Source organism: Salinispora sp. H7-4 (assembly GCF_013416675.1).
GTDB lineage: Bacteria > Actinomycetota > Actinomycetes > Mycobacteriales > Micromonosporaceae > Micromonospora > Micromonospora vitiensis.
In genome coordinates this window covers 176,041-196,495 of sequence record NZ_JABZED010000016.1, presented here as the reverse complement: position 1 = coordinate 196,495, position 20,455 = coordinate 176,041, and the positions used below count along the sequence as shown (strand labels likewise).

18 protein-coding genes are annotated in these 20,455 nt (G+C 72.0%); 7 read left to right on the top strand and 11 right to left on the bottom strand.

The genetic code is table 11. The annotated features are described in order from the left end of the window. Positions 1-88 precede the first annotated feature (88 nt). Genes H0524_RS11945 through H0524_RS11935 form a run of 3 tightly spaced genes read left to right on the top strand, consistent with a single transcriptional unit; the run spans position 89 to position 2,366 of the window. Positions 89-478 carry a GntR family transcriptional regulator gene (locus tag H0524_RS11945; protein WP_180198710.1) on the top strand — a complete coding sequence of 130 codons (390 nt, stop codon included), beginning with the start codon at positions 89-91 and terminating at the stop codon, positions 476-478. Further along, positions 475-1,362: an ABC transporter ATP-binding protein gene (locus H0524_RS11940; protein WP_180198709.1), complete on the top strand. Its 888-nt coding sequence runs from the start codon at positions 475-477 to the stop codon at positions 1,360-1,362. Before H0524_RS11945 ends, H0524_RS11940 begins: the two co-directional genes overlap by 4 nt. After that, a complete protein-coding gene (locus tag H0524_RS11935) occupies positions 1,359-2,366 on the top strand; it encodes an ABC transporter permease subunit (protein WP_180198708.1) in 1,008 nt (335 codons plus the stop codon). Before H0524_RS11940 ends, H0524_RS11935 begins: the two co-directional genes overlap by 4 nt. Positions 2,367-2,460: 94 nt before the next feature. Here the strand turns inward: H0524_RS11935 and lipB are convergent, their stop codons facing one another. The 5 genes from lipB to H0524_RS11910 all read right to left on the bottom strand — a co-directional run bounded on the left by lipB (position 2,461) and on the right by H0524_RS11910 (position 8,666). Then, complete coding sequence (gene lipB / locus H0524_RS11930; protein ID WP_180198707.1) at positions 2,461-3,102, bottom strand: lipoyl(octanoyl) transferase LipB; 642 nt, start codon at positions 3,100-3,102, stop codon at positions 2,461-2,463. 99 nt (positions 3,103-3,201) lie between these two features. After that, positions 3,202-5,022: a DUF2079 domain-containing protein gene (locus tag H0524_RS11925; protein WP_180198706.1), complete on the bottom strand. Its 1,821-nt coding sequence runs from the start codon at positions 5,020-5,022 to the stop codon at positions 3,202-3,204. A 123-nt stretch (positions 5,023-5,145) separates the two neighbouring features. After that, complete coding sequence (locus H0524_RS11920; RefSeq protein ID WP_180198705.1) at positions 5,146-6,057, bottom strand: TIGR01777 family oxidoreductase; 912 nt, start codon at positions 6,055-6,057, stop codon at positions 5,146-5,148. Positions 6,058-6,128: 71 nt separating this feature from the next. Further along, on the bottom strand, positions 6,129-8,309 hold the full coding sequence (locus H0524_RS11915) for an FUSC family protein (RefSeq protein WP_180198704.1): 2,181 nt from the start codon (positions 8,307-8,309) through the stop codon (positions 6,129-6,131). Between the two features lie 21 nt (positions 8,310-8,330). Next, entirely contained in the window at positions 8,331-8,666 is a 336-nt protein-coding gene (locus H0524_RS11910; RefSeq protein ID WP_255435900.1) for a hypothetical protein, read from the bottom strand. Between the two features lie 96 nt (positions 8,667-8,762). On the opposite strand from H0524_RS11910, the gene H0524_RS11905 reads away from it, so the two are divergent. Together H0524_RS11905 and H0524_RS11900 are read left to right on the top strand one after the other, a co-directional pair. Beyond that, positions 8,763-9,002 (top strand): winged helix-turn-helix domain-containing protein, encoded by a 240-nt coding sequence (locus tag H0524_RS11905; RefSeq protein ID WP_180198703.1) that lies wholly within the window; start codon positions 8,763-8,765, stop codon positions 9,000-9,002. Between the two features lie 167 nt (positions 9,003-9,169). Further along, positions 9,170-9,397, top strand: coding sequence for a GntR family transcriptional regulator (locus H0524_RS11900; protein WP_180198702.1), 228 nt, complete (start codon positions 9,170-9,172; stop codon positions 9,395-9,397). Between the two features lie 54 nt (positions 9,398-9,451). On the opposite strand, the gene sucB is transcribed toward H0524_RS11900, so the two are convergent. Further along, complete coding sequence (gene sucB, locus H0524_RS11895) at positions 9,452-11,245, bottom strand: 2-oxoglutarate dehydrogenase, E2 component, dihydrolipoamide succinyltransferase (RefSeq protein WP_180198701.1); 1,794 nt, start codon at positions 11,243-11,245, stop codon at positions 9,452-9,454. A gap of 66 nt (positions 11,246-11,311) precedes the next feature. Beyond that, positions 11,312-12,739, bottom strand: a complete 1,428-nt coding sequence (gene lpdA / locus H0524_RS11890) for a dihydrolipoyl dehydrogenase (RefSeq protein WP_180198700.1) — start codon at positions 12,737-12,739, stop codon at positions 11,312-11,314. Between the two features lie 140 nt (positions 12,740-12,879). Here lpdA and H0524_RS11885 point away from each other — a divergent pair, with 140 nt between their 5' ends. Beyond that, a complete protein-coding gene (locus H0524_RS11885) occupies positions 12,880-13,206 on the top strand; it encodes a hypothetical protein (RefSeq protein ID WP_180198699.1) in 327 nt (108 codons plus the stop codon). Positions 13,207-13,303: 97 nt separating this feature from the next. Here the strand turns inward: H0524_RS11885 and H0524_RS11880 are convergent, their stop codons facing one another. Further along, positions 13,304-14,869: a leucyl aminopeptidase gene (locus tag H0524_RS11880; protein WP_180198698.1), complete on the bottom strand. Its 1,566-nt coding sequence runs from the start codon at positions 14,867-14,869 to the stop codon at positions 13,304-13,306. Between the two features lie 161 nt (positions 14,870-15,030). Between H0524_RS11880 and gcvT the strand changes: the two genes are divergently transcribed. Beyond that, positions 15,031-16,155 carry a glycine cleavage system aminomethyltransferase GcvT gene (gene gcvT / locus H0524_RS11875; protein WP_180198697.1) on the top strand — a complete coding sequence of 375 codons (1,125 nt, stop codon included), beginning with the start codon at positions 15,031-15,033 and terminating at the stop codon, positions 16,153-16,155. A 56-nt stretch (positions 16,156-16,211) separates the two neighbouring features. On the opposite strand, the gene H0524_RS11870 is transcribed toward gcvT, so the two are convergent. The 3 genes from H0524_RS11870 to H0524_RS11860 all read right to left on the bottom strand — a co-directional run bounded on the left by H0524_RS11870 (position 16,212) and on the right by H0524_RS11860 (position 20,332). Next, complete coding sequence (locus H0524_RS11870; protein ID WP_180198696.1) at positions 16,212-17,507, bottom strand: DUF2314 domain-containing protein; 1,296 nt, start codon at positions 17,505-17,507, stop codon at positions 16,212-16,214. A gap of 64 nt (positions 17,508-17,571) precedes the next feature. After that, positions 17,572-18,345, bottom strand: coding sequence for an adenosylcobinamide-GDP ribazoletransferase (locus H0524_RS11865; protein ID WP_180198695.1), 774 nt, complete (start codon positions 18,343-18,345; stop codon positions 17,572-17,574). Beyond that, positions 18,335-20,332 carry a bifunctional adenosylcobinamide kinase/adenosylcobinamide-phosphate guanylyltransferase gene (locus H0524_RS11860; RefSeq protein WP_180198694.1) on the bottom strand — a complete coding sequence of 666 codons (1,998 nt, stop codon included), beginning with the start codon at positions 20,330-20,332 and terminating at the stop codon, positions 18,335-18,337. The genes H0524_RS11865 and H0524_RS11860 overlap by 11 nt, the downstream gene beginning before the upstream one ends. Positions 20,333-20,455: the final 123 nt, after the last annotated feature.

Sequence of the window (20,455 nt, the reverse complement as noted above, 5' to 3'; positions counted from 1 at the left end):
GACACCGCACGTAGCGCCGGCCTGGCGATCTTGACGTGTGGCCTGAATGGGCTATTCTACTAATGAACTAGCAGATAGAGGCGGACGGATGATCGATTTTTATTTGAACCCAAAGTCGGGGGTCGCGCCGTACATGCAGCTCATCCAGCAGGTGCGGCACGCGCTTCGGCTCGGGGTGCTTAACGAGGGCGATCGGCTGCCGACTGTGCGGGAGGTGGTGGCCCGGCTCGCGATCAACCCGAACACGGTGTCGAAGGCGTACCGCGAGCTGGAGTACGAGGGTCTGGTCACGGCCCGGCAGGGGCTGGGTACCTTCATCGCGAAGACGATCGACGGTCCGGCGGTCACGGCGCAGGAGCCGCTGCGGCAGAAGCTGGAACAGTGGCTGGTCGAGGCCCGCGCGGCGGGCCTCGACGACGAAGGCGTTGAGGCGCTGTTCCTGAGTACGTTCCGCGCGTTCGCGGAGGCGAGGGCATGACCAGCGTGCTTCGGGTGGAGAATCTGACCAAACGGTACGGGCGCCGTACTGCGCTCTCCGGTTGCACGCTTGACGTTCCGGTGGGCCAGGTTGTCGGTCTGGTCGGGCCGAACGGTGCGGGTAAGTCGACCCTGCTGCAGCTGGCCTGTGGACTGCTCGAACCGACCGCTGGGGTGATCGAGGTGCTCGGGGAGCGTCCGGTCAGTGGCTCGGCTCGGGTCGGCTTCGTTGCCCAGGACGCCCCGGTCTACGCCGGACTGACTGTCGCCGAGCACCTGCGGCTGGGCGCTCGCCTGAACCCGTCTTGGGACAGCGCGCTCGCCGAGCAGCGCATCGCCCAGGCCGGGCTCGATCCGAGTCAGAAGGCCGGCAAGCTCTCCGGCGGCCAGCGGGCCAATCTGGCGTTGACCGTCGCCGCCGCCAAGCGGCCCGAGCTGCTGTTGCTCGACGAGCCGGTGGCGGCGCTCGATCCGCTCGCCCGCCGGGTGTTCCTGCAGGCCCTGATGGAGCTGGTGGCGGAGCAGGAGATGACCGTCATCATGTCCTCGCATCTGGTCTCCGACCTACAACGAATCTGTGACCACCTGATCGTGCTGGTCGGCTCCCGGGTGCGGCTGGCCGGCGACGTCGACGACCTGCTCGCCAGCCACCATCGCCTGACCGGCCCCCGGCGTGAGTCCGTTGACGTCGCAACGCACGGCTGGACCCTGATCGAGGACCGGCACACCGCCGCGCAGTCGACCCTGGTGGTACGCAGCACCGCCCCGATCGACGACCCGTCGTGGCGGGCTGACCAGCTCGATCTGGAGGACATTCTGCTCGCCTACCTGAGTGAGTCGGCCCCGGCGGCCGCGCCGGAACGAGTGCTGGAGGCACAGCGATGACCTGGTTGGCCTGGCGGCAGTTCCGGACTCAGGCCATCGTCGGCGCAGCCTGCCTGGCCGTGATCCTCGGTGCGCTGTTGTTCACCTGGTGGCAGGTCCGCGAGCTGGCGGTGAGTACCGGATTCACCGGCTGCACCGGGGACGCCTGCCGTTTAGCCGCGTCCTCCTTCTTGGAAGAGATAGAGGAGAGCCTGGCCAGCCGGGTCCACCTCGCCAGCGCCGGCGCAACCTTCGGGCTACCGGCCCTGGTCGGCGCGTTCTGGGGCGCCCCGACGGTGGCACGCGAACTCGAAACCGGAACGTACCGGATCGCCTGGACCCAAACCGTCTCACGACGCCGCTGGCTGCTCGTCAAGCTGTCGATCGGCGGCCTGGCAACCGCACTCGTCGCGGGTGTGCTCAGCCTCGCCCTGACCAGTTGGGCGCAGCCCATCGACGATGCCCGCGCCATCCTGGCCCAGGGCAGCCTGGTGACCCCGCTGGTCTTCCCCACCCGCGGCGTGGCGCCGATCGGCTACGCCATCTTCGCCTTCGCCCTCGGGGTGACCGTCGGATTGATGCTGCGCAGGACCCTGGCCGCTGTGGCGGTGACCCTGGCGCTCGTCGTGGCGACACAGATTGGTGCCGTCGAACTGCGCCCGTTGATCGCCGAACCCGTACATCGCATCACCACGTTGACCGCCGAGCAGTTCTACTCATACGGGACGCACGACGACGTAGTGTTCCAGGTCGGAGCCTGGCCGAGCGAGGCTGATTCGTGGCAGCTGTCGAGCACCGTCGTGACCACGCCCGGTGGACCGGAGTATCACGGGCCGACCGACCAGGAAAAGTGCACCCCGGATTGCCGGGAGTGGTTGGGCGCACAGGGGCTGCTGCAGGAGGAGCGTTACGTGCCGGCAGGGAATTTCTGGCTGGCGCAGTGGCGGGAACTCGGCATATTGATCACACTGGCCGCCGCCCTGTCGCTCATCTCGCTCTGGTGGATCCGGCGTCGGCCAGCCTGAGCAACCCGGTGTGCGGCCGACCCAGCGGGCCGGTGTCGGCAATCGACGCCGGCCCGGGTCTGGCGGGCCTCGGCAGGGCCCGGGCCCTTGTGGCTCAGGGCTCGATGAGGGTGGGTAGGTGCCGCTCGACCACCGGAAGGGCGTCTGCAACGGTCACCGGTCGGCCCAACTCGGCGGCGAGCGAGGTCACCCCGGCGTCGCTGATGCCGCACGGCACGATCCGGTCGTAGTACGTCAGATCGCAGTCACAGTTCAGCGAGAAGCCGTGCAGGGTGACGCCGCGGGCGACGCGGATACCGATGGCGGCGACCTTGCGCGCGGGCCCGCGGTCGTCCGCCGGCACCCAGACCCCGCTGCGCCCCTCGATCCGGCCGGCCGTCAGCCCGAACTCGGCGCAGACGTCGATCAGCATCTGCTCCACCCGGCGCACGTACGCGACCACGTCGACCGGGTTGGGCAGGCGCAGGATCGGATAGCCGACGAGCTGACCCGGACCGTGCCAGGTGATTTTTCCGCCCCGGTCGACGTCGATGACCGGTGTGCCGTCCATCGGCCGGTCCCACGGCTCGGTGCGTTTGCCCGCGGTGTAGACGCTGGGGTGCTCCAGCAGCAGCACGGCGTCGCCACGTTCGTCGGCGACCACCGAGTCGTGCAGCCGGCGCTGCTCCTCCCACGCGGCCTCGTAGCCGAGCGTGCCGGCGGGGACGATGGTCAGGTCCGGGGTAGTCGTACTCACGATGACCAGCCTAGTCCCGTACCCGCCAGTCGCCCCGGCTCGTGATCCGGCTCACCGGTGCGCCGGTCCCGAGGGTCCGGTGCGCCCGTGCCGGGGGGCTCATCTGGGCGGGATCCGCCAGAGCCAGACGTCCTCGACGCGCTCCGGCTCACCGAACAGCTCGGTGGCGGTCTGCAGGAGCGCCTCCTCATCGACGGCCCACTTCGCCCCGTGTACCTCGTCCGGGAGTACCACCGCCTCGATCTGCCAATGCCGTAGGTCGGCTTCGACATCCGCCCGGGTGCCCTCGGTGACGATCGGCACCACACCCAGGCGGGCGGCCTCGTCGAGGATGGCGCTCAGCGGCCGGGGCACCGGACCGATCCGGCCGCGCCCGTCCGGACCGCCGGGGCCGAGGAAGAACCCGGCCGGGATCCGGAACTCGCCCTGCCGGTCGGCGAGAACGTGCGCCTGCCACCGCTGCCCGTCCGGGTACACGTCCACGGCCAGTGGGATCGGCGTGAGGACCCCGCCCGGTGAGACGTAGTCCCGCCAGGTGCCGGAGGTGAAGAAGCGTGGGATCGGCTCCCGCTCGATGGTGATCAGCGGGGTCGGCGTCAGCGGAACCAGCGCCACGGCGAACGCCGCCAGCCAGGCGAGCCGGGCCGGTCGGGAGCGCGGTGGTTCGGCCCGGAGCGCATCCACCGTGTACGCGAGCAGCACCCCGATCACCGGCGCCACGACCAGCGCCAGCCGGGCGGGTAGTGCGGCGTTCACCACCGGTAGGTGAGCCAACAGGTCGAAGGGCATCGGCAGGTCGAAGTGGCGGCCGCCGAACCTGGCCTGCGGCCCGAACGACAGTAAGGTGAAGACCACCGCCACCGCCCCGAGTGCCCAGAGGGTGGCCCGCTGGGGTGCCTGCTGGACACGCCGCCACAGCAGCACGAAGGCGGCGATGGTGAGCAGCAGCAGCGGTAGCCCGAAGAACGAGTTCTCCTCGGTGGGGTTCGGGGCGAGACCGGTCCGGAGTCCGGCCTCGCCGGCGATCGAGCGCCGGGGGTACGCGCCGTACGCGGCGATGTTCTCGGAGTGGATCACCGGGTCGAAGCCGGTGCCGTCGAAGCGTTGTGGGCCGGCGAAGTGCAGCCACAGCGGGTACGCCAGCAGCACCCCCGCCACCAGTGCGGTCACCGCGAGCCCGCCGAGGAAGCCCGGCAGCACCGCGCGCGCCTCGGCGCGGCTGGCCGGGTGTAGCGCCCAGACGGCGACGAAGAGGCCGAGGGCGATCGCGGTGAAGAAGAGCCCCTCGGCGGCGATGGAGAACGCCACCGCGACCAGCACACCGAGGATGACGCCGTCTCGGATCCGGTGCCCGCTGCGACGTAGCGCGAAGGCGCGCCAGATCAGCAGCGGCACCAACCAACCGGCGGTCCAGTTCAGGTGGGCGTTGGCGTGCGAGATCATGCCGGGGGAGAAGCCGATGAAGAGGCCACCCAGCCCGGCGGCGAGCGGGCCGCGGGCGAACTGGCGGTTGAGTAGCCAGTACCAGGCGACCGCGGTGGCGGCGAGGTTGAGCGTGAGGATCACCAGGAAGGTGGCCGGCGGTCCGACCAGGTACGTCAGGGGCGCGAAGAGCGCCGCGTACACCGTGATCGACGTGTTGACCGCGAGGTTGACCCCGTCGGGCACGTTGATCATGTAGGTGAAGAGCGGGTTCTGCCCGTGGGTGAGGGAGTGCCCGCCGAAGGCCAGCAACCATTCGAACAGCGCCTGGTCGCTGGAGTTGACCATGATCGTGCGACCGTTCGGGTCTCGCCAGAGCCCGCTGGTCACCCAGACCGCGAGGGCGAGCGCGAGGAGCACCACGAGCAGATCTGCCCGGCGGCTACGGCGAACGCGGGTGGGCGGGGTCGGCGTGGACACGGACGGCGAGGTCGGCACGGAGCGGACGTTACCAACCGGAGCTGGACGCGCCGGTCAGACGTGCGCGGAAGAGTTCGTTAGAGCCGGTCGCCGTAGCCGTCGCCGCCGTCGCTGTCGCCGGGCCCCGCACCGGCTCGCCGTTCATCGGTCCGGCTCCGCCGTGAGCGCGGCGTGCAGGGCGCTGGCCAGATCCGGATGGCGGTAGGTGAACCCCGCTCGGGTCAGCGCCCCCGGCAGGACCCGAGCGCTGGTCAGCGCCTCCTGTGCGAAGCCACCGAGTGCCACCTTGAGCGCCAGCGCCGGGATCGGGATGATCGCCGGACGGTGCAGCTGCCGGGCCAGTTCCCGGGTGAATTCGGCGTTGGTCACCGGTGCCGGCCCGACCGCGTTGACCGGGCCGGTGAGGTCGGCGCGGTCAATGGCGAGGGCGGCAGCGTCCAGCCAGTCCACCATCGCGATCCACGGCAGCCACTGCCGGCCGCTGCCCAACCGGCCCGCGATGCCGAGCCGGAACGGCAGCAGCTGCGGCTTGAGTAGCCCGCCCTCGCGGTGCAGCGGCAACCCGGTCCGCAGCCGGACCACGCGTACCCCGGCTTCCTCGGCCGGCCGGGTCGCGGCCTCCCATCCCCGGCAGACATCGGCCAGGAAGCCCGCGCCGGGGCCCGCCTCCTCGTCAACGGCCCGGTCGCCGGTGTTGCCGTACCACCCCACCGCCGACGAGTTGACCATTACCTTCGGACGGTCGGCGGCCAACAGCCCGGCGATCGTGATTGCGAGTGTGGTGGTGGTGTCCACCCGGCTGGAGCGGATGACCCGCCGGTACTCGTCGTTCCACCGGCGGTCACCGACCCCGGCACCGGCCAGGTTGACCACGGCGTCAGCCTCCGCCACCACCGCCGGGTCGAGCTCGGCCGCGGTCGGGTTCCACTGCCGTTCGTCGGCACCGTGCGGCGGCCGACGGACCAGCCGGGTCACGTGGTGCCCGGCCGCGCTGAGCCGGTCGGCCAGCCGGGTGCCGAGGAAGCCGGACGCGCCGGCCATCAGAATCCGCATGCCCATATTCTCGGATACGGGTGACCAATAGATGCGTGGAGTTGGTCACCTGACCACCACGGGCGTCCGTGCTAGCTGCCCGACGGTTCTGGTGGATCGTTCCCCCGGCCCGGCTGGGCCGGTGCGGGAATTCGGTCGAGGTTTCGACCGAGGTCGGCCAGCCAGTGGTCGACCTCGATCAGGTGCAGGACGTCAGCCTGTCGGTTGTCACCCTGAATGATCTGGTGGAGCTGTTCGACGACACCCCTCGCTGGTTGCGCGACGGGAGCCGCACCGTGCAGCCGACCCCGGGCCATGCGGCTGGCCAGGTCGGCGTAGTCGGACCGCAGCCGCTGAGCCCGGCGTACGAGCTGGCCGGTGGGCCCGGGCCACCGGTGCGCCAGCATCCCGTCCTGGTCGCCGGTGCCGAGTCGCTCCGCACCACGGACGATGCGATGCCCCGCGGCCAGGGCCGCCTCCCAGTCCACGTCGGTGGGGCGCGGAGCGGTGTGCTCCAGGTGGTACTGGCAGAACGACGCGTCGGTGAGGACCTGCGCCCGGTGCGCCGCCGCAAGCGCCTGCTGGCCCCGGGCTCGTCCCACCACCTTGAGGACCGTCTCCTCGATCGCCTCGGCACCCGCGTCGAGATAGGCCGACGTGTACCGGCGGAGCTCACCACCGCCACCCTTCGGCCACATGAGTACGCCGGTGACGACGCCGATCGCCGCGCCGGTCAGGACGTCCAGCAGGCGGACACCGGCCAGATGCCAGTCGGTCGGGGTGAGCTGGGCGAAGGCGGCGATCAGCACCAGCGTGAGAAACGCCTGCGCCCAGGCGAGCCCGAGTAGCGGACCCACCCACAGGGCCAGCCCCAGCGCCAGGGGCAGGATCACCACGTATGTCTCCTGCCCGGGAGAGGCCAGCAGCAACAGGGCTCCGGCGGCGGCGCCGACGAGGGTGCCGGCCAGGGCCCGGCGGAACGTGGCCCACGTCTCCGCCGCGGTGGTCCGGAGGAGGCTGAGGGTGGCCAGGAGCACCCAGAAGCCGTGCTCCAGATCCAGCGCGCCGGCGACGAACCGGGCGGCGGCCAGAGCGACGGCGAGTCGCAGGGCCCGCTGGAAGAACACGGAGCGTGGGGTGAGGTGTATCCGCAGCCGTTGCCAGTACAGCGACGGGGTGCTCCGCCGGAGGTACCAGAAGCTGTGCGTTCCTCCCGGTTGGCGGGGGGTGTTGCCAGGGTGGCCTCCCGCGATCCGGACGGCAGTCGCGACGAAATCCGTGTGCCGGGCCAGCGACCGGACGATCATGGCCACGCGGAGCTGCTCGGTAGTGGCCGATCCCCCGCCGTCCGGCTGCTGGTGCTCGCTGGAAACGGCCCGGTCGGGGGACGCCCGCTCCGTTCCCAACAGCGCGTCGCCGGAGTGGCGCAGGGACGCCGCGCAGCCCCGTAGGGACCTCGCCGCGTCCACGTCGGTGGTCGTCGGGTGGGCCTGCAGGAGCCAGTCGGCGTGCCGGAACGTCTGGTGTAGGTCGGTAGCCGCGTCCCGCAGCGCGTGGTCTCGCCGGCTCGCCGACGTTGCCCGCTCGGATGGCGGCAGCCGCCACATCTGGGTCTGCGTGACCGCTTCGGCCGCCGTGGCCCGGCGCTGTCGGGCCGCTTCGCCCGCTGCTGGCTGCCCGGCCAGCAGGTCCGCGAGCGCGGCCACGAACGAGGCGATACTCCGCGCGGCCCCGCCCAGGCGCTGTGCGCTGGTTGCCGGCGCCGGCCCGGGCCAGAGCCACACCTCGGCTGCGGCGACCAGAACGACGGCGAGCGTCACTCCGGCCAGCCGTTCCGGCAGGGTGTCGGGCTGGTACGGGGGAAAGCTGGCCAGGATGTAGGAGATCTGAAACGCGCCGACGAGGCCGATCAGGCGAGGTCCGCCGACACCGGCGAACGCCACGGCGAACCCGACCACGAGCATGCCGATCGTGGCGGCCCAGGTGCTCACCGCCAGCACGGTCCCGACGGCGATCAGGACCCAGATGACCGGCAGGGCGGCGAGCAGCGTCCGGGCCCGGTGCGCCGGCCCACCCGGCAGCTGGGCGAAGACGCCGGTGGCGATGGTGCCGAAGAGCGCGTACGTGGCCATGATCGTGCTGTTCAGGCCGTACCGGAAGCCGTAGAAGAGGAGGCAGGCGACGAGGGCCACCCGGGTCGCATGGCGGATGACGCAGTAGTCCGGATCCCGTTGCCGAAGCCACTCCAGGGCACGGACGCGTCGCGACCACACATACGTAGCGTATCGAAACTACTACTCGCTCCGGACCTCGTTGGCGACGTGTTTGGTGCGGCACCCACCGCCGTTCGTCAGGTCTGCCGGTGGGTCGGGGCCGGACATCCGGCTTCGGTGCCAGCCGAGGAACCGGTCGAAGAGCGGACCCGCGTCCGGCATCTCCCGGGGGTTGAGCGCGTGCAGTTGGTCGGTCGCCTCGTACAGCAGCCCGCCGAGGTAGATGAGCAGCGCGACCTGATCGTGGGCGTACTCCCGCAGCAGCGTCAGTCGTGCGGAGCCGCACGGCCACGGTGCGCCGCAGCGTCGGCACAGCCAGCCCGGTTGCAGACCAGGGAGCCGGCCGAGACTCGGCATCACATAGGCGCCTATATAAAGTAATGCATCGGTGGGTATTGGTTGCAATCACAAGTAGATGCGTGATCAAATGGCGGTGCAGACCAGGGAGATAAGATGCCCGCCAAACCCAAGTGGGCGAAGCTCGTTGACCACATCCGTGAGCAGGTTGCGTCCGGTGAGCTCGCCCCGGAAGACAAACTCCCATCAACACGGCAACTCTGTGCGGAGCACGGCGTCTCCGCCATCGTCGTGCGTCAGGCCATCTTCGCGTTGCGTACCGAAGGCTTGGTAGAAGGCGTGCAGGGAGTCGGCGTGTTCATTGCAGAACCGCCGGAGGGTGACAGCAGCGGCTAGTGTCGCTCGTGACCTGTCCATCGCTTCACCCGCACTCGGTCGCGTAACGGAGCGGACCGTGCGTCCTGCGTTTCGCGGGCACCATGTTAGTGGGGTGCCGCCGAGGCAGCTGTGCTGTCGTGTCTAGTTGTTCATGGTCGAATGGCGGTGCAGACCTGGGAGTGTGGATGCCCGCCAAAGCGAAGTGGGTGCTCCTCGCGGACCACATCCGTGCGCGGATCGAGTCCGGGGAGTGGGCGCCGGGGGAGAAGTTGCCGTCAACGGCGCAGCTCAAGCAGGAGCATGGCGTGTCGCAGACGGTCGTGCGCCAGGCGATCCTGGTGCTTCAGACGCAAGGGCTTGTCGAGGGAGTACACGGCGTCGGTGTCTTCGTCGCCGAGCAGCCGGAGCCCTGAGACGACGGTGGGCTGCCCGGAGCACCGGGCAGCCCACCGTCGTCGGGTCGGGTGCTACCGGCCCAGTTCGGCCTCGAAGTTGCCGGCCTCCAGCCGCTCCTTGATCGCGCCAAGGAAACGGGCCGCGTCGGCGCCGTCGATCAGCCGGTGGTCGTACGACAGGGCCAGGTAGATCATCGACCGGACGGCCACGACCTCGCCCAGCTCCGGGTCGTTGACCACGACCGGACGCTTGACCACGGCACCCGTGCCGAGCATCGCCGACTGCGGCGACGGCACGATCGGGGTGTCGAAGAGGGCACCCCGGCTGCCGGTGTTGGTCAGCGTGAACGTCGCGCCAGCGAGCTCATCCGGGCTGATCTTGTTGGTCCGGGTGCGCTCGGCCAGGTCGGCGACCCGCTTGGCGATACCGCCCAGGTTGAGGTCACCGGCGTTGTGGATGACCGGCACCATCAGGCCCCGCTCGGTGTCCACGGCGACGCCGAGGTGCTCCGCCTCCGGGTAGGTGATCGTCCCGGCCCCCAGGTCCATCTGGGCGTTGACGATCGGGAACGCCTGCAACGCCTCGACGGCCGCCAGGGCGAAGAACGGCAGGAAGGAGAGCTTCACGCCGTGCCGCTGCTGGAAGGCGTCCTTCGCCCGCGCCCGCAGCTTGGCGATCCGGGTGACGTCGACCTCGACCACGGTGGTGAGCTGCGCCATCTCGTGCAGCGACTCGTGCATCCGCTTCGCGATGGTCGTACGGATCCGCGGCAGCTTCTCGGTGCTACCCCGCTTGCTGCTGGGCGCGGGCCGGGCCGCCGGCTTCGCCGCGGGGGCGGCCGGCTGCGCCGCCGGGGCCGGAGCCGCCTTGGCGGCGCGGGCCTGCTCGGCCGCGTCGAGTACGTCCTGCTTGCGGATCCGGCCACCCACGCCGGTGCCGTTGACCGTGGCGAGGTCAACCCCATGCTCGCCGGCGAGCTTGCGGACCAGCGGGGTGACGTAGCCGGCGTTCTCCGTGCCACCGGCCGTCGCCGGCCGGGGGGCGGGCGCGGACGGGGCGGAGGCCCGCTCCGCCTTCGCCGGGTCGGGGGCGCTCTCGGCTTCGGCCGCCGGCTCGTTGTAGGAGGCGCCCGGGGTCGGCTCGGTGACCTTCGGCTCGGGCTTCGGCTCCGGCTTGGGTGCCGGCTTCGCCTCGGGCTTGGGCGCCGGCTCCGGCTTGGGCTCGGGCTTCGCCGCCGCACCGGCGGTGCCGACGATCGCCAGCGTCGCGCCGACATCGGCGGTCTCGTCCTCCGCCACGGTGATCTCCAGGACGGTCCCGGCGACCGGCGAGGGGATCTCGGTGTCCACCTTGTCGGTCGAGACCTCGAGCAGCGGCTCGTCAACCTCGACGGTGTCGCCGACCTGCTTGAGCCAGCGGGTGACCGTACCCTCGGTGACACTCTCGCCGAGGGCCGGCATCGTCACCGGGCTGCCGTCGCCCGACGAGCTGCCCCCGCCGGAGGGCGCGGAAGCCGGCTGCTCCTGCTCCGGCTCCGGGCCGGTGCCCTCGGCGGCGGCGGTCGGCTCGGGCGCCGACTGCCGCGGCTCGGCCTCGCCGCCGCCCGCCGTCCCGCTGCCGCCCGACGCCTCATCACCGATCGTCGCCAGCTCGCTGCCGACCTCGGCGGTCTCGTCCTCGCCGACCACGATGCGGGTCAGCACACCGGCCGCGGGGGACGGGATCTCGGTGTCCACCTTGTCGGTCGACACCTCGAGCAGCGGCTCGTCAACCTCGACGGTGTCGCCCTCCTGCTTGAGCCAGCGCGTGACGGTGCCCTCGGTGACGCTCTCACCGAGCCGGGGCATGGTGACCGATACCGGCATTTTCTCCAGACTCCTTCATTCCCCTGATGGGATCGTCGCCCGTCGCCGGACGCCGTGGTTGTCGTATCAGGCGTGCGCGTGCAGCGGCTTGCCGGCGAGGGCCAGGTGTGCCTCACCCAGCGCCTCGTTCTGGGTCGGGTGGGCGTGCACGAGCTGTGCCACCTCGGCGGGGTACGCCTCCCAGTTATAGATGAGCTGGGCCTCACCGATCAGCTCACCGACCCGAGCACCCACCATGTGCAAGCCAACGACCGGGCCGTCCTCGACCCGGACCAGCTTGACGAAGCCGGACGTCTTGAGGATCTGGCTCTTGCCGTTGCCGCCCAGGTTGTAGTTGTAGGTCTTGATCTTGTCGGTGCCGTACTGCTCCCTGGCCTTCGCCTCGGTCAGGCCGACCGACGCCAGCTCGGGGTCAGAGTAGGTGACCCGGGGGATGCCGGCCTCGTCGATGACGGCCGGGTTCTCTCCGGCGATCTCCTCGACGACGAAGATGCCCTGCTGGAAGCCGCGGTGTGCCAGCTGGAGGCCGGGCACGATGTCGCCGACCGCGTAGACGTTCGGCACGCTCGTGCGCTGCCGCTCGTCGGTCAGCACGTAGCCCCGGTCCATCCGGACGCCCTGCTCCTCGTAGCCGAGGCCGGCGGTGTTCGGTCCCCGACCGACGGCGACCAGCAGCAGCTCGGCCTCAACGGTCTCGCCGCCGGCGATGGTCACGCGAACGCCGCTGTCGGTCTTCTCGACCTTCTCGAACGGCTTGCCGACCTTGAAGTTGATCTTCCGCTTCCGGAAGGCCCGCTCCAGCGCCTTCGACGACTCCGCGTCCTCGGCGGCGACCAGCCGGGGCAGCGCCTCAATGATCGTGACGTCCACTCCGAAGGACTTCCACACGCTGGCGAACTCCACCCCGATGACGCCGCCACCGAGCACGATCACCGACGCGGGGACCCGATCCATCACCAGCGCGTGGTCGCTCGTGATGATCCGCTCGCCGTCGACCTCCAGGCCCGGCAGGCTCTTCGCGTACGAGCCGGAGGCCAGAATGATGTTGCGGCCGGTGTACCGCTGCCCGTCGACCTCGACGGTGTTCGGCGCGACCAGCCGGCCAGCGCCGGCCACGATGGTGATGTTCTTCGCGCCGCGCAGCATGCCCTGCAGGCCCTTGTACAGCCGCGCGACCACCCCGTCCTTGTACGAGTTGACCGCCGCCATGTCGATGCCGACCAACTCGGCCTTGACGCCGAACTGCTCCGACTCGCGGGTCTGGTCGGCGATCTCGGCGGCGTGCAGCAATGCCTTGGTCGGGATGCAGCCGTTGTGCAGGCAGGTACCGCCGAGCTTGCCCTTCTCGACCAACGCAACGGAGAGGCCCAGCTCGGCGGCGCGCAGCGCCGCTGCGTAGCCACCGCTGCCACCTCCGAGGATAACGATGTCGAAGATCTCGTTCGGCTCGCTCACGTCCAACTCCCAGGTCGCCTGGCTGCATCGGGGGGTCACGGTGGGGTAATGCGGACACACCCCACCTCGGTCATCTTGTCACCACCACGCCCGGCACGGGTAATGAGGTGCCCAACGACACGTCCGAGACACGTACCCTTGGCACCAGCTTCGATGGTGCGGGTGTGGGGAGACGGCCGGTGGGACTGTTCCGACGGAAGAAGGCACGTCCGGTCAGTCAGGATCGCGGGGTTGACCAGGGTGATCTGGGCCACCTGGAGAACTTCGTGCGGACCCGGCGGGGAGTCGAGGCGTACATCGAGCCCCGGACGACCATGACCGAGACCACGGTCATGCTGATCGCCGACGACGGCGAGTGGACCCGCCGCCGGATCGGCGGCCCGGACGGCGCGCGGCGCTTCGCCCACCGGCTGAGCATCCCGGTCTACGACGTGAGCCTGATGGGCTACCCGCAGCGGATGCGGGACTACAACGAACGCCGCAAGCGGCGCCCCGAGTTGTTCTGAAACCCGCACCGAAGTTGTTCTGAAACCCGCACCGAACCGGCGGGTGGTGCAAGCAGGGGCCCTCGTACCCGCGGGTACGAGGGCCCCTGCTGACCGGTCAGCCCTGGCTGGCGATGTCCTCGATCAGGTGCAGCAGGGTGCGGACGGGCACCCCGGTGCCGCCCTTGGTCCAGTAGCCCGTCGGCTCACCCGAGTGGTAGCCGGGGCCGGCGATGTCGATGTGCGCCCAGGCGACCTCGTCGGTGACGAACTCACGCAGGAACACACCGCCCTGGAGCATATGACCCGCCCGGTCCATCCCCGCGTTGACCTGGGAGATGTCGGCGACCTCGGAGTCCATGCCCTTGCGCACGTCCTCCGGCAGCGGCATCGGCCAGGTCGGCTCGCCGACCGCATCGCCGGCGGTACGCACCCGCTCGCACAGCTCCGGCGTGCCCATCACCCCGGCGACCCTCTTGCCCAGCGCGACCACCTGGCCGCCGGTGAGCGTGGAGGTCTCCAGCAGGTAGTCACAGCCGTCCGCGCAGGCCCGGGCGATCGCGTCGCCGAGGATCATCCGCCCCTCGGCGTCGGTGTTGAGCACCTCGACGCGCTTGCCGTCGAACATCGTGATGACGTCGCCCGGCCGGTACGCCGTACCGGAGGGCATGTTCTCCGCCATCGGCACGTACGCCGTCACCGACACGGCGGGCGCGAGCTCCGCGACCGCCAGCATCGCGGCGGCGACGGCGCCGGCGCCGGCCATGTCGGCCTTCATCTCCCACATGCCCTGCGAGGGCTTGATCGAGACGCCGCCGCTGTCGAAGGTGATGCCCTTGCCGACCAGGGCGACCCGCTTGCCGTTGCCGCCGCCAGCCGGGGTGTAGCTGATCCGTACCAGCCGCGGCGGGGCCTGCGACCCCTGCCCGACGGCGGTGATGCCCCCGTAGCCGCCCTCGCGCAGGGCGACCTCGTCGAGCACCTCCACCTCCATGCCAGCCGCGCGGGCGGCGGTCGCCACCGAGTCGGCGAAGGCCGGCGGGCGCAGCTCGTTGGGGGCGGCGTTGACCCAGTCCCGGGAGGAGCGGACCGCGTTGGCCACCGCCTGCGCCCGGGCGACCTCGGCCGTTGCGGTGGCGTCACCCGCGTCCGGGACCGCGACCAGCACCTCCGCGACCGGCTCCCGCCGGGCCGGCTGCGGGCGGGTCTTGTAACCGGCGAACCGGTAGCCGCCCAACAGGCCGCCCTCGGCGACCGCGCGCAGCGCGGCCGGCGCGTCGGCGTCGTCCGGCAGCGGCAGGGCCAGCGCGACCCGGGCCGAGCCGGCCAGCGCCCGCACCGCGGCACCGGCCGCCCGGCGCAGGGTCTCCGGGGTGGGGGCGGCGCCGGTCGGCTCCGGCCCGAGACCCACCGCGGCGATCACCGGAGCGGTAACCGTGCCGAGTGTGGCGAGCTTGATCACCTCGCCCGGGCCTCCGGTTGCGCCGAGCAACGCCAGCGTCTCGGTCAGTTTTCCATCGAAGGCCGCGGCGATGCTCTCCGCGCCGCTGGCCAGCAGCAGGGTGCCGACGAGATCACCGGCCCGCTCTCCGGGCTGGCTGTGCACGCCGATGACGATCGCGTCAACGGCGAGCTCGGCGGGGTCGGTGTCAACGAGGCTGAGGGAAATGGTGGGCGATGTCACTGAAGCTACTCCGGGCGGGCCGGGCTGGTCGCGTCGTCGCGTACCAGCGATGAAGGTCTCCGGCGGACCGTACCCGCCGTTGACCAGGGCTGTCCCGCCAGTGGTGCTGGCGGGTCCCGCCGATGCTAACCAGCCGGGGTGGTGCCGGTAAGTTGCCACCCATGACCGACGTGACCTCCGGCTCCGCCGAAACCCGGCTGCGCCGCTCCCCGCTGCACGACCGGCATGTCGCTGCCGGCGCCAAGTTTGCCCTCTTCGGCGGGTGGGAGATGCCGCTCGAGTACGCGGGGGGTGGGGTGCGCAGGGAGCACTCGGCGGTCCGCGACGCGGTGGGCGTCTTCGACGTGTCACACCTGGGCAAGGTGCGGGTCACCGGCCCGGAGGCGGCGGAGTTCGTCAACGCCTGCCTCAGCAACGACCTGGCCCGGATCGGGCCCGGCCAGGCGCAGTACACCCTCTGCTGCGACGATGCCACCGGCGGTGTGGTCGACGACATCATCGCCTACCTGTACGCCGACGACCACGTCTTCCTGATCCCCAACGCCGCGAACACCGCCGAGGTGGTGCGCCGGCTGCAGGCCGCCGCGCCACCGACGGTCACGATCACCGACGAGCACGAGGCGTACGCGATCCTCGCGGTGCAGGGCCCGCGCTCGGCCGACCTGCTCGGCGCGCTGGGCCTGCCCACCGAGCACGGCTACATGAGCTTCGCGGAGGGCACGCTGGCCGGGGCCAGCGTGACCGTGTGCCGCACCGGCTACACCGGCGAACTGGGCTATGAACTGATCCTGCCCGCCGCGGAGGCTGGCGGCGTCTGGGACGCGCTCTTCGCCGCCGACGAGCAGCTGCAGGCGTGCGGCCTGGCCGCCCGGGACACCCTGCGGACCGAGATGGGCTACCCGCTGCACGGGCAGGACCTGTCGCTGGAGATCACCCCGGTGCAGGGCCGCTCGGGCTGGGCGGTCGGCTGGGACAAGCCCGCCTTCTGGGGGCGGGCGGCCCTGCTCGCGGAGAAGGCCGCCGGCCCCCGGCGCCGGCTGCGCGGCCTGGTGGCGGTCGATCGGGCCATCCCGCGTCCCGGCATGGTCGTCTACCACGGTGCGACGCCGGTCGGCACGGTCACCAGCGGCACCTTCAGCCCGACCCGGAAACAGGGCATCGCCCTGGCCCTGATCGACACCGAGCCGGCCCTGGCCGACGGGGCCGAGCTCGAGGTCGACATCCGGGGACGCCGGGCAGCGGTGAACCTGGTCCGCCCGCCGTTCGTCAACCCCTCGGTTCGGTAGCTCGCTCCCGGTCAGCGCCCGCGCCACCCCTGCCGATCGGTGGGGGTGGGGCCGGGTCAGACCGGCGGGGCGGGGCGTTCACCGGCATCCAGGACGGCCTGGGTCCAGCCGCCCTCCCGGACCCCGGTGCCGTCCAGGACCGCCCAGTCGACCACGTCGGTCGCCTCCACCACCACCGCGGAGCCGATCCGTACGGCCGGATCCGTGTTGGCGTCGCTGGCGCTGGCACCCTCGATCTGCTCCGGCGTCGGCCAGGAGGTCACCCCGGCCCACACGTACTCCGGGCCGTCCGCTCCGGGCAGCCCGTACTTCACCACCAGCTGCGTCTCCGGTGGTAGTGCCCCGGCGAGGAAGCGGGCGCGGATCTCGCCCAGCGCGGCGCGGGCGGTGGCGACCGCCCGGCTCATCGCGTCGCCGGAGCGGGTGTAGCGCACGTCCGGGGCGATGCCGGTGAAGAGGGTTCCACAGGCCGAGGCGTAGTAGCGGCCGTCCGGTCCGGAGTAGCCGGCCGGCGGCCGCAGGGTGAGGAACGAATCCGCCTCCGGGTCCGTCGCCGGGTCCAGTTCCAGCCGGAGCAGCACCGGGGCGGTGGCTCCATGCTGCTCCGGGTTGCCGTACGCCACCGCGATGTCTCCGCCGGTGACCGTGGCCAGTACGGGTAGCTGCACGAACGCCGGCAGCTCCTCGCCGGCCAGGCCGTCGGTCCACACCCGCAGCAGCCGCCGCGCCGCGCCGGTCATCACCGCGCCCCAGGCCCGGGTGAGGTGGTCCGGCACGCCCTGTGCCTGTAGTTCCAGCAGCCCGAACCGGCGCAGCCCCTTGGTGGTGAACCAGAGCCCGTCGGCGTCGGACGAGTACGGCACCAGTACCCAGTCGACCAGCCGGATCCGGCCCTGCTCGTCCGGCAGGGACCGCAGCGCGGTCGTCGGGTCGAGGAACTGGAGCCCGAAGACATCCACCACGTCGCCGCCGGCGGTCTCGGCAACCGCCGCCGCCACCGCCCGCGCCGCCCACTCGTGCGCGGGCGGCCAGCCGGGCTGGTACTCGGCCTGCACCACGACCAGGTGGGTCGCCGCCGCCAGCCGGGACAGCTGGGCCTCGGTCGCGCCGAAGGCGGTGAGTAGGTCCGGCGGAAGCTCGGGGAACTCGTGGATCGGCCGGGTGTCCACGCTCATCAGCGGGCTGTCCAGCATCTGCTGGGCAAGGGCGTGCACCGGCTCGGCGAGCCGGCCGGTGAGCTGCCGTACCGCGGTCTTCGTGCCCACCTTCGGGAGCCCCGCCATCGGTACCAGGTAGGTGGCGTTCAGCGATTCCGGGACCGGTACGGGCAGGAAGTCGTCCGTGATGAGCATGGGTCTCCCGGATGGCCGTGCCGGTGTTGTCGTGCGTAACGCTACCCGCCGGGGTGGGCGGAGTTCAGCCGGACAAGACCAGTCCCAGGTAGACCAGGGTGGTGACCACCTCGACGGTGGCGCCGAGCACGTCGCCGGTGATCCCACCGAGACGGCGTACCACGTGCCGGAGCAGCCAGACCGCGGTGGCGAGGGCGGCGATGACGACCAGCGGTCCCTGCCACGGACGGTCCGGCACGGCGGCGAGCGCCAGCAGCGCCACCGCGGTGGTCCCGGTGGCGAGGGCGCCGGGCCGGACGGTCCCGGCGACCAGGGCTCCCAGCCCGTCCGGTCGGGCTGCCGGCACCCCACGCCGGCAGGCCAGCGCGACTCCGAGCCGACCGGCGGCGGTGGCGGTCACCACCGCCGCCAGCGCGGTCGATGTGGACCGTTCGGCCAGCTCCGCCAGCACCGCCGCCTGTACCAGGAGGACGACCACCAGGGCGGTGACCCCGAACGGGCCGACATCCGGCTTCTTCATGATCTCCAGCGCGGCCGGCCCGCGCCGGTACGAGCCGAGTGCGTCCACGGTGTCGGCGAGCCCGTCGAGGTGCAGCCCTCGGGTGAGCAGCGCGCCGGCACCGACCGTGACGCCGGCCGCTACCAGTGGCGGCGCGAAGCCGTCGGTGAGTAGCAGCACTCCGGTGAGGAGGGCACCGAGCAGCGCGCCGACGGCCGGGGCCAGGGCCATCGCGGTGCCGGCCACGGCCCGGTCGATCCGGCCGGCCGGCACCGGCAACGTGGTGAATGTGGTCAGCGCCAGCCGGGCACCGGCAGCGAGCCGCGGTTCAGCCGGCACGCCGGCCGGACGAATCCAGCGGGGTGGACTCCGGATCGGTGCTGGTGGGCCCCGGTCCGGCCGGTTCCGGCTCGCGGAAGTCCGGCTCGTCCTCCGTCGGCGACGCCGGCTCCGGTTGCTCCGTCGTCGGCTCCGACTCCTCCGTCGGCGGCGTGGCCTCGTCCGGCTCGCTCGTCGTTGACCCGGCGGCCGCCGGGTCCGTCGTCAACTCGGCCACGTTCGACGTGGCTTCGTCCGACTCGACCCGTAGCGACGGGTGCGCCGGCAGCGCCGCGGCCAAGGCCAGCGCCGACCGCAGCAGCGGCAGCGCCACCAGCGCGTTCCCGCCCTCGCCCAGGTCCAGCCGCAGGTCGAGCAGGGGAGTGAGGCCGAGCACGTCGGCGGCGAGCTGGACCCCGGGGTGCCCGCCGTGGTCGGCGAGCAGGCACCAGTGCCGGGCCGGGCCGGCCAGGTCGCGGCTGACCAGACCGGCCGCAACTCCGACCGGCCCGTCCAGGAGGACCGGCAGCCGCCGCGCGGCAGCGCCGAGCAGCATGCCGGTGGCGACCGCGATGTCGCCGCCGCCCACCTCGGCGAGGATCTCCCTGGGCTCGCGGGACGAGTGGCGGCTGCGGTGCAGCCCATCCCGGACAGCCGCGCAGCGGATCATCCACGCGGCGTCGTCGTACTCGCCGGCGCCGGTGCGCACCCGGGCGAGTACGGCGGGTGGTTCGGCGCCGGCCGTGGCGGCGAGCACCGCTGCGGCGGCGGCGTCGGTGCCGGCGCCGCACGCGCCCAGCACCAGCAGCCGTACGCCCGCGTCGGCGGCCTGGTCGGCGAGCCGCCAGCCGAGCTGCAACGCCGCCTCGACCTGGTTGAGGGGGAGCGCCGGGTCGGTCTCGATCGGGTCCGCGGCGGGGGCGTCAACCACCTGCAGCTCAGCACCGGCCTCAGCGGCGAGGCGGGCCCACGCACCCTGGCCGTCCCGGGCCTCCTGGGCCCGGCGGGCGGAGTCGCCAGGGGCGGTGCCGGCGGCGGCACCGCCCGCGTGGTCACCATGCACCAGCAGTACCCGGGTGCGGGCCCAGGGGACGGGCTGCGGAGTGCCCTGGGTGGCGGCGGCGAACTCGACCAGCTGGGTGAGCCCGCCGAAGCCGGCGCCGGGCAGGTCCCGGGTGGCCACCCGCTGCCCGGCCTGCGACCCGGCGTCCTCGTCGGGCATGGGTAGCTCCAGGTCCGGCTCGATGGCCAGGTCCGGCTCGATCGCCAGGCTGGCCGCGGCCACCGGCAGCGCCAACCAGGGTGCGCCGGCAGCGGCGGCGAGTGCGGCCGGTGTGGGCGGGGCGCTCGGGGTCAGCACCTCCGGTAGCGGCGGCGGTGCGAGGACCGGGCCGGTAGCGGCTCTGCTGCCGGCGGCGGCCGGCGTGATCTGCGCCGGGACGGCGGCTGGGCGGGTCGGTGGGGGCGGTTTGAGCCAGCTGGGCTGGCCGGCGACCACCAGCACGACCGTGTCAACCGCGTCGGCGATCGCCCGGTTGGCGGTGCCGAGCGTGTCGGTGAAGGCCCGGCCGAGCGGGGTCGTCGGCACCAGCGAGAGGCCAACCTCGGCGCTGACCAGCACCAGCCGCGCGGGGCAGGAGCGGATCGCCGCGACCAGCACGGCGATCGTGGCAGTGGCGTCGACGGGTTGGTGGGCGGGGTCGAGGAGAGCCGTCACCCAGCCACCGACATCGTCGATGAGCAGCGTCTCGGCGGGCTGCGCGGCGGCCAGCAGCTCCGCCAGCCGGCGTGGCTGCCCCGCGGTCTCCTCCGTGGTCCACGTCGTCGGCCGGCGAGCGCGGTGAGCGTGGAGGCGGGTCGCCCACTCCTCGTCGTCGGCGCTGGTGTCGGCGGCGGTGGCCACATACCGGACCGTCGGCGCGTCGGCTACCAGGGCCTCGGCGAACTCGGACTTTCCCGACCGGATTCCGCCGAGCACCAGGACCGTGTTCCACCCGTCAATGGACATGTCCGTACCTTAAGGCCGCCCGGTGCCCGCCCGCCTCCCGCCCCGCTCCTCCCGGAGCTGCTCACCTCCGCCTCGTAACGATCATGGCGGGGCCGGACGTGCAGCCGTCGGCGGCGCGGCGGA

What these genes read in the sequence shown, in the direction of transcription:
- H0524_RS11945 (WP_180198710.1), top strand. Translation starts at nt 89, where the DNA reads ATGATCGATTTTTATTTGAACCCAAAGTCGGGGGTCGCGCCGTACATG.
- H0524_RS11940 (WP_180198709.1), top strand. Translation starts at nt 475, where the DNA reads ATGACCAGCGTGCTTCGGGTGGAGAATCTGACCAAACGGTACGGGCGC.
- H0524_RS11935 (WP_180198708.1), top strand. Translation starts at nt 1,359, where the DNA reads ATGACCTGGTTGGCCTGGCGGCAGTTCCGGACTCAGGCCATCGTCGGC.
- H0524_RS11920 (WP_180198705.1), bottom strand. Translation starts at nt 6,057, where the DNA reads ATGCGGATTCTGATGGCCGGCGCGTCCGGCTTCCTCGGCACCCGGCTG.
- H0524_RS11910 (WP_255435900.1), bottom strand. Translation starts at nt 8,666, where the DNA reads ATGCCGAGTCTCGGCCGGCTCCCTGGTCTGCAACCGGGCTGGCTGTGC.
- H0524_RS11905 (WP_180198703.1), top strand. Translation starts at nt 8,763, where the DNA reads ATGCCCGCCAAACCCAAGTGGGCGAAGCTCGTTGACCACATCCGTGAG.
- H0524_RS11900 (WP_180198702.1), top strand. Translation starts at nt 9,170, where the DNA reads ATGCCCGCCAAAGCGAAGTGGGTGCTCCTCGCGGACCACATCCGTGCG.
- sucB (WP_180198701.1), bottom strand. Translation starts at nt 11,245, where the DNA reads ATGCCGGTATCGGTCACCATGCCCCGGCTCGGTGAGAGCGTCACCGAG.
- gcvT (WP_180198697.1), top strand. Translation starts at nt 15,031, where the DNA reads ATGACCGACGTGACCTCCGGCTCCGCCGAAACCCGGCTGCGCCGCTCC.
- H0524_RS11870 (WP_180198696.1), bottom strand. Translation starts at nt 17,507, where the DNA reads ATGCTCATCACGGACGACTTCCTGCCCGTACCGGTCCCGGAATCGCTG.
- H0524_RS11860 (WP_180198694.1), bottom strand. Translation starts at nt 20,332, where the DNA reads ATGTCCATTGACGGGTGGAACACGGTCCTGGTGCTCGGCGGAATCCGG.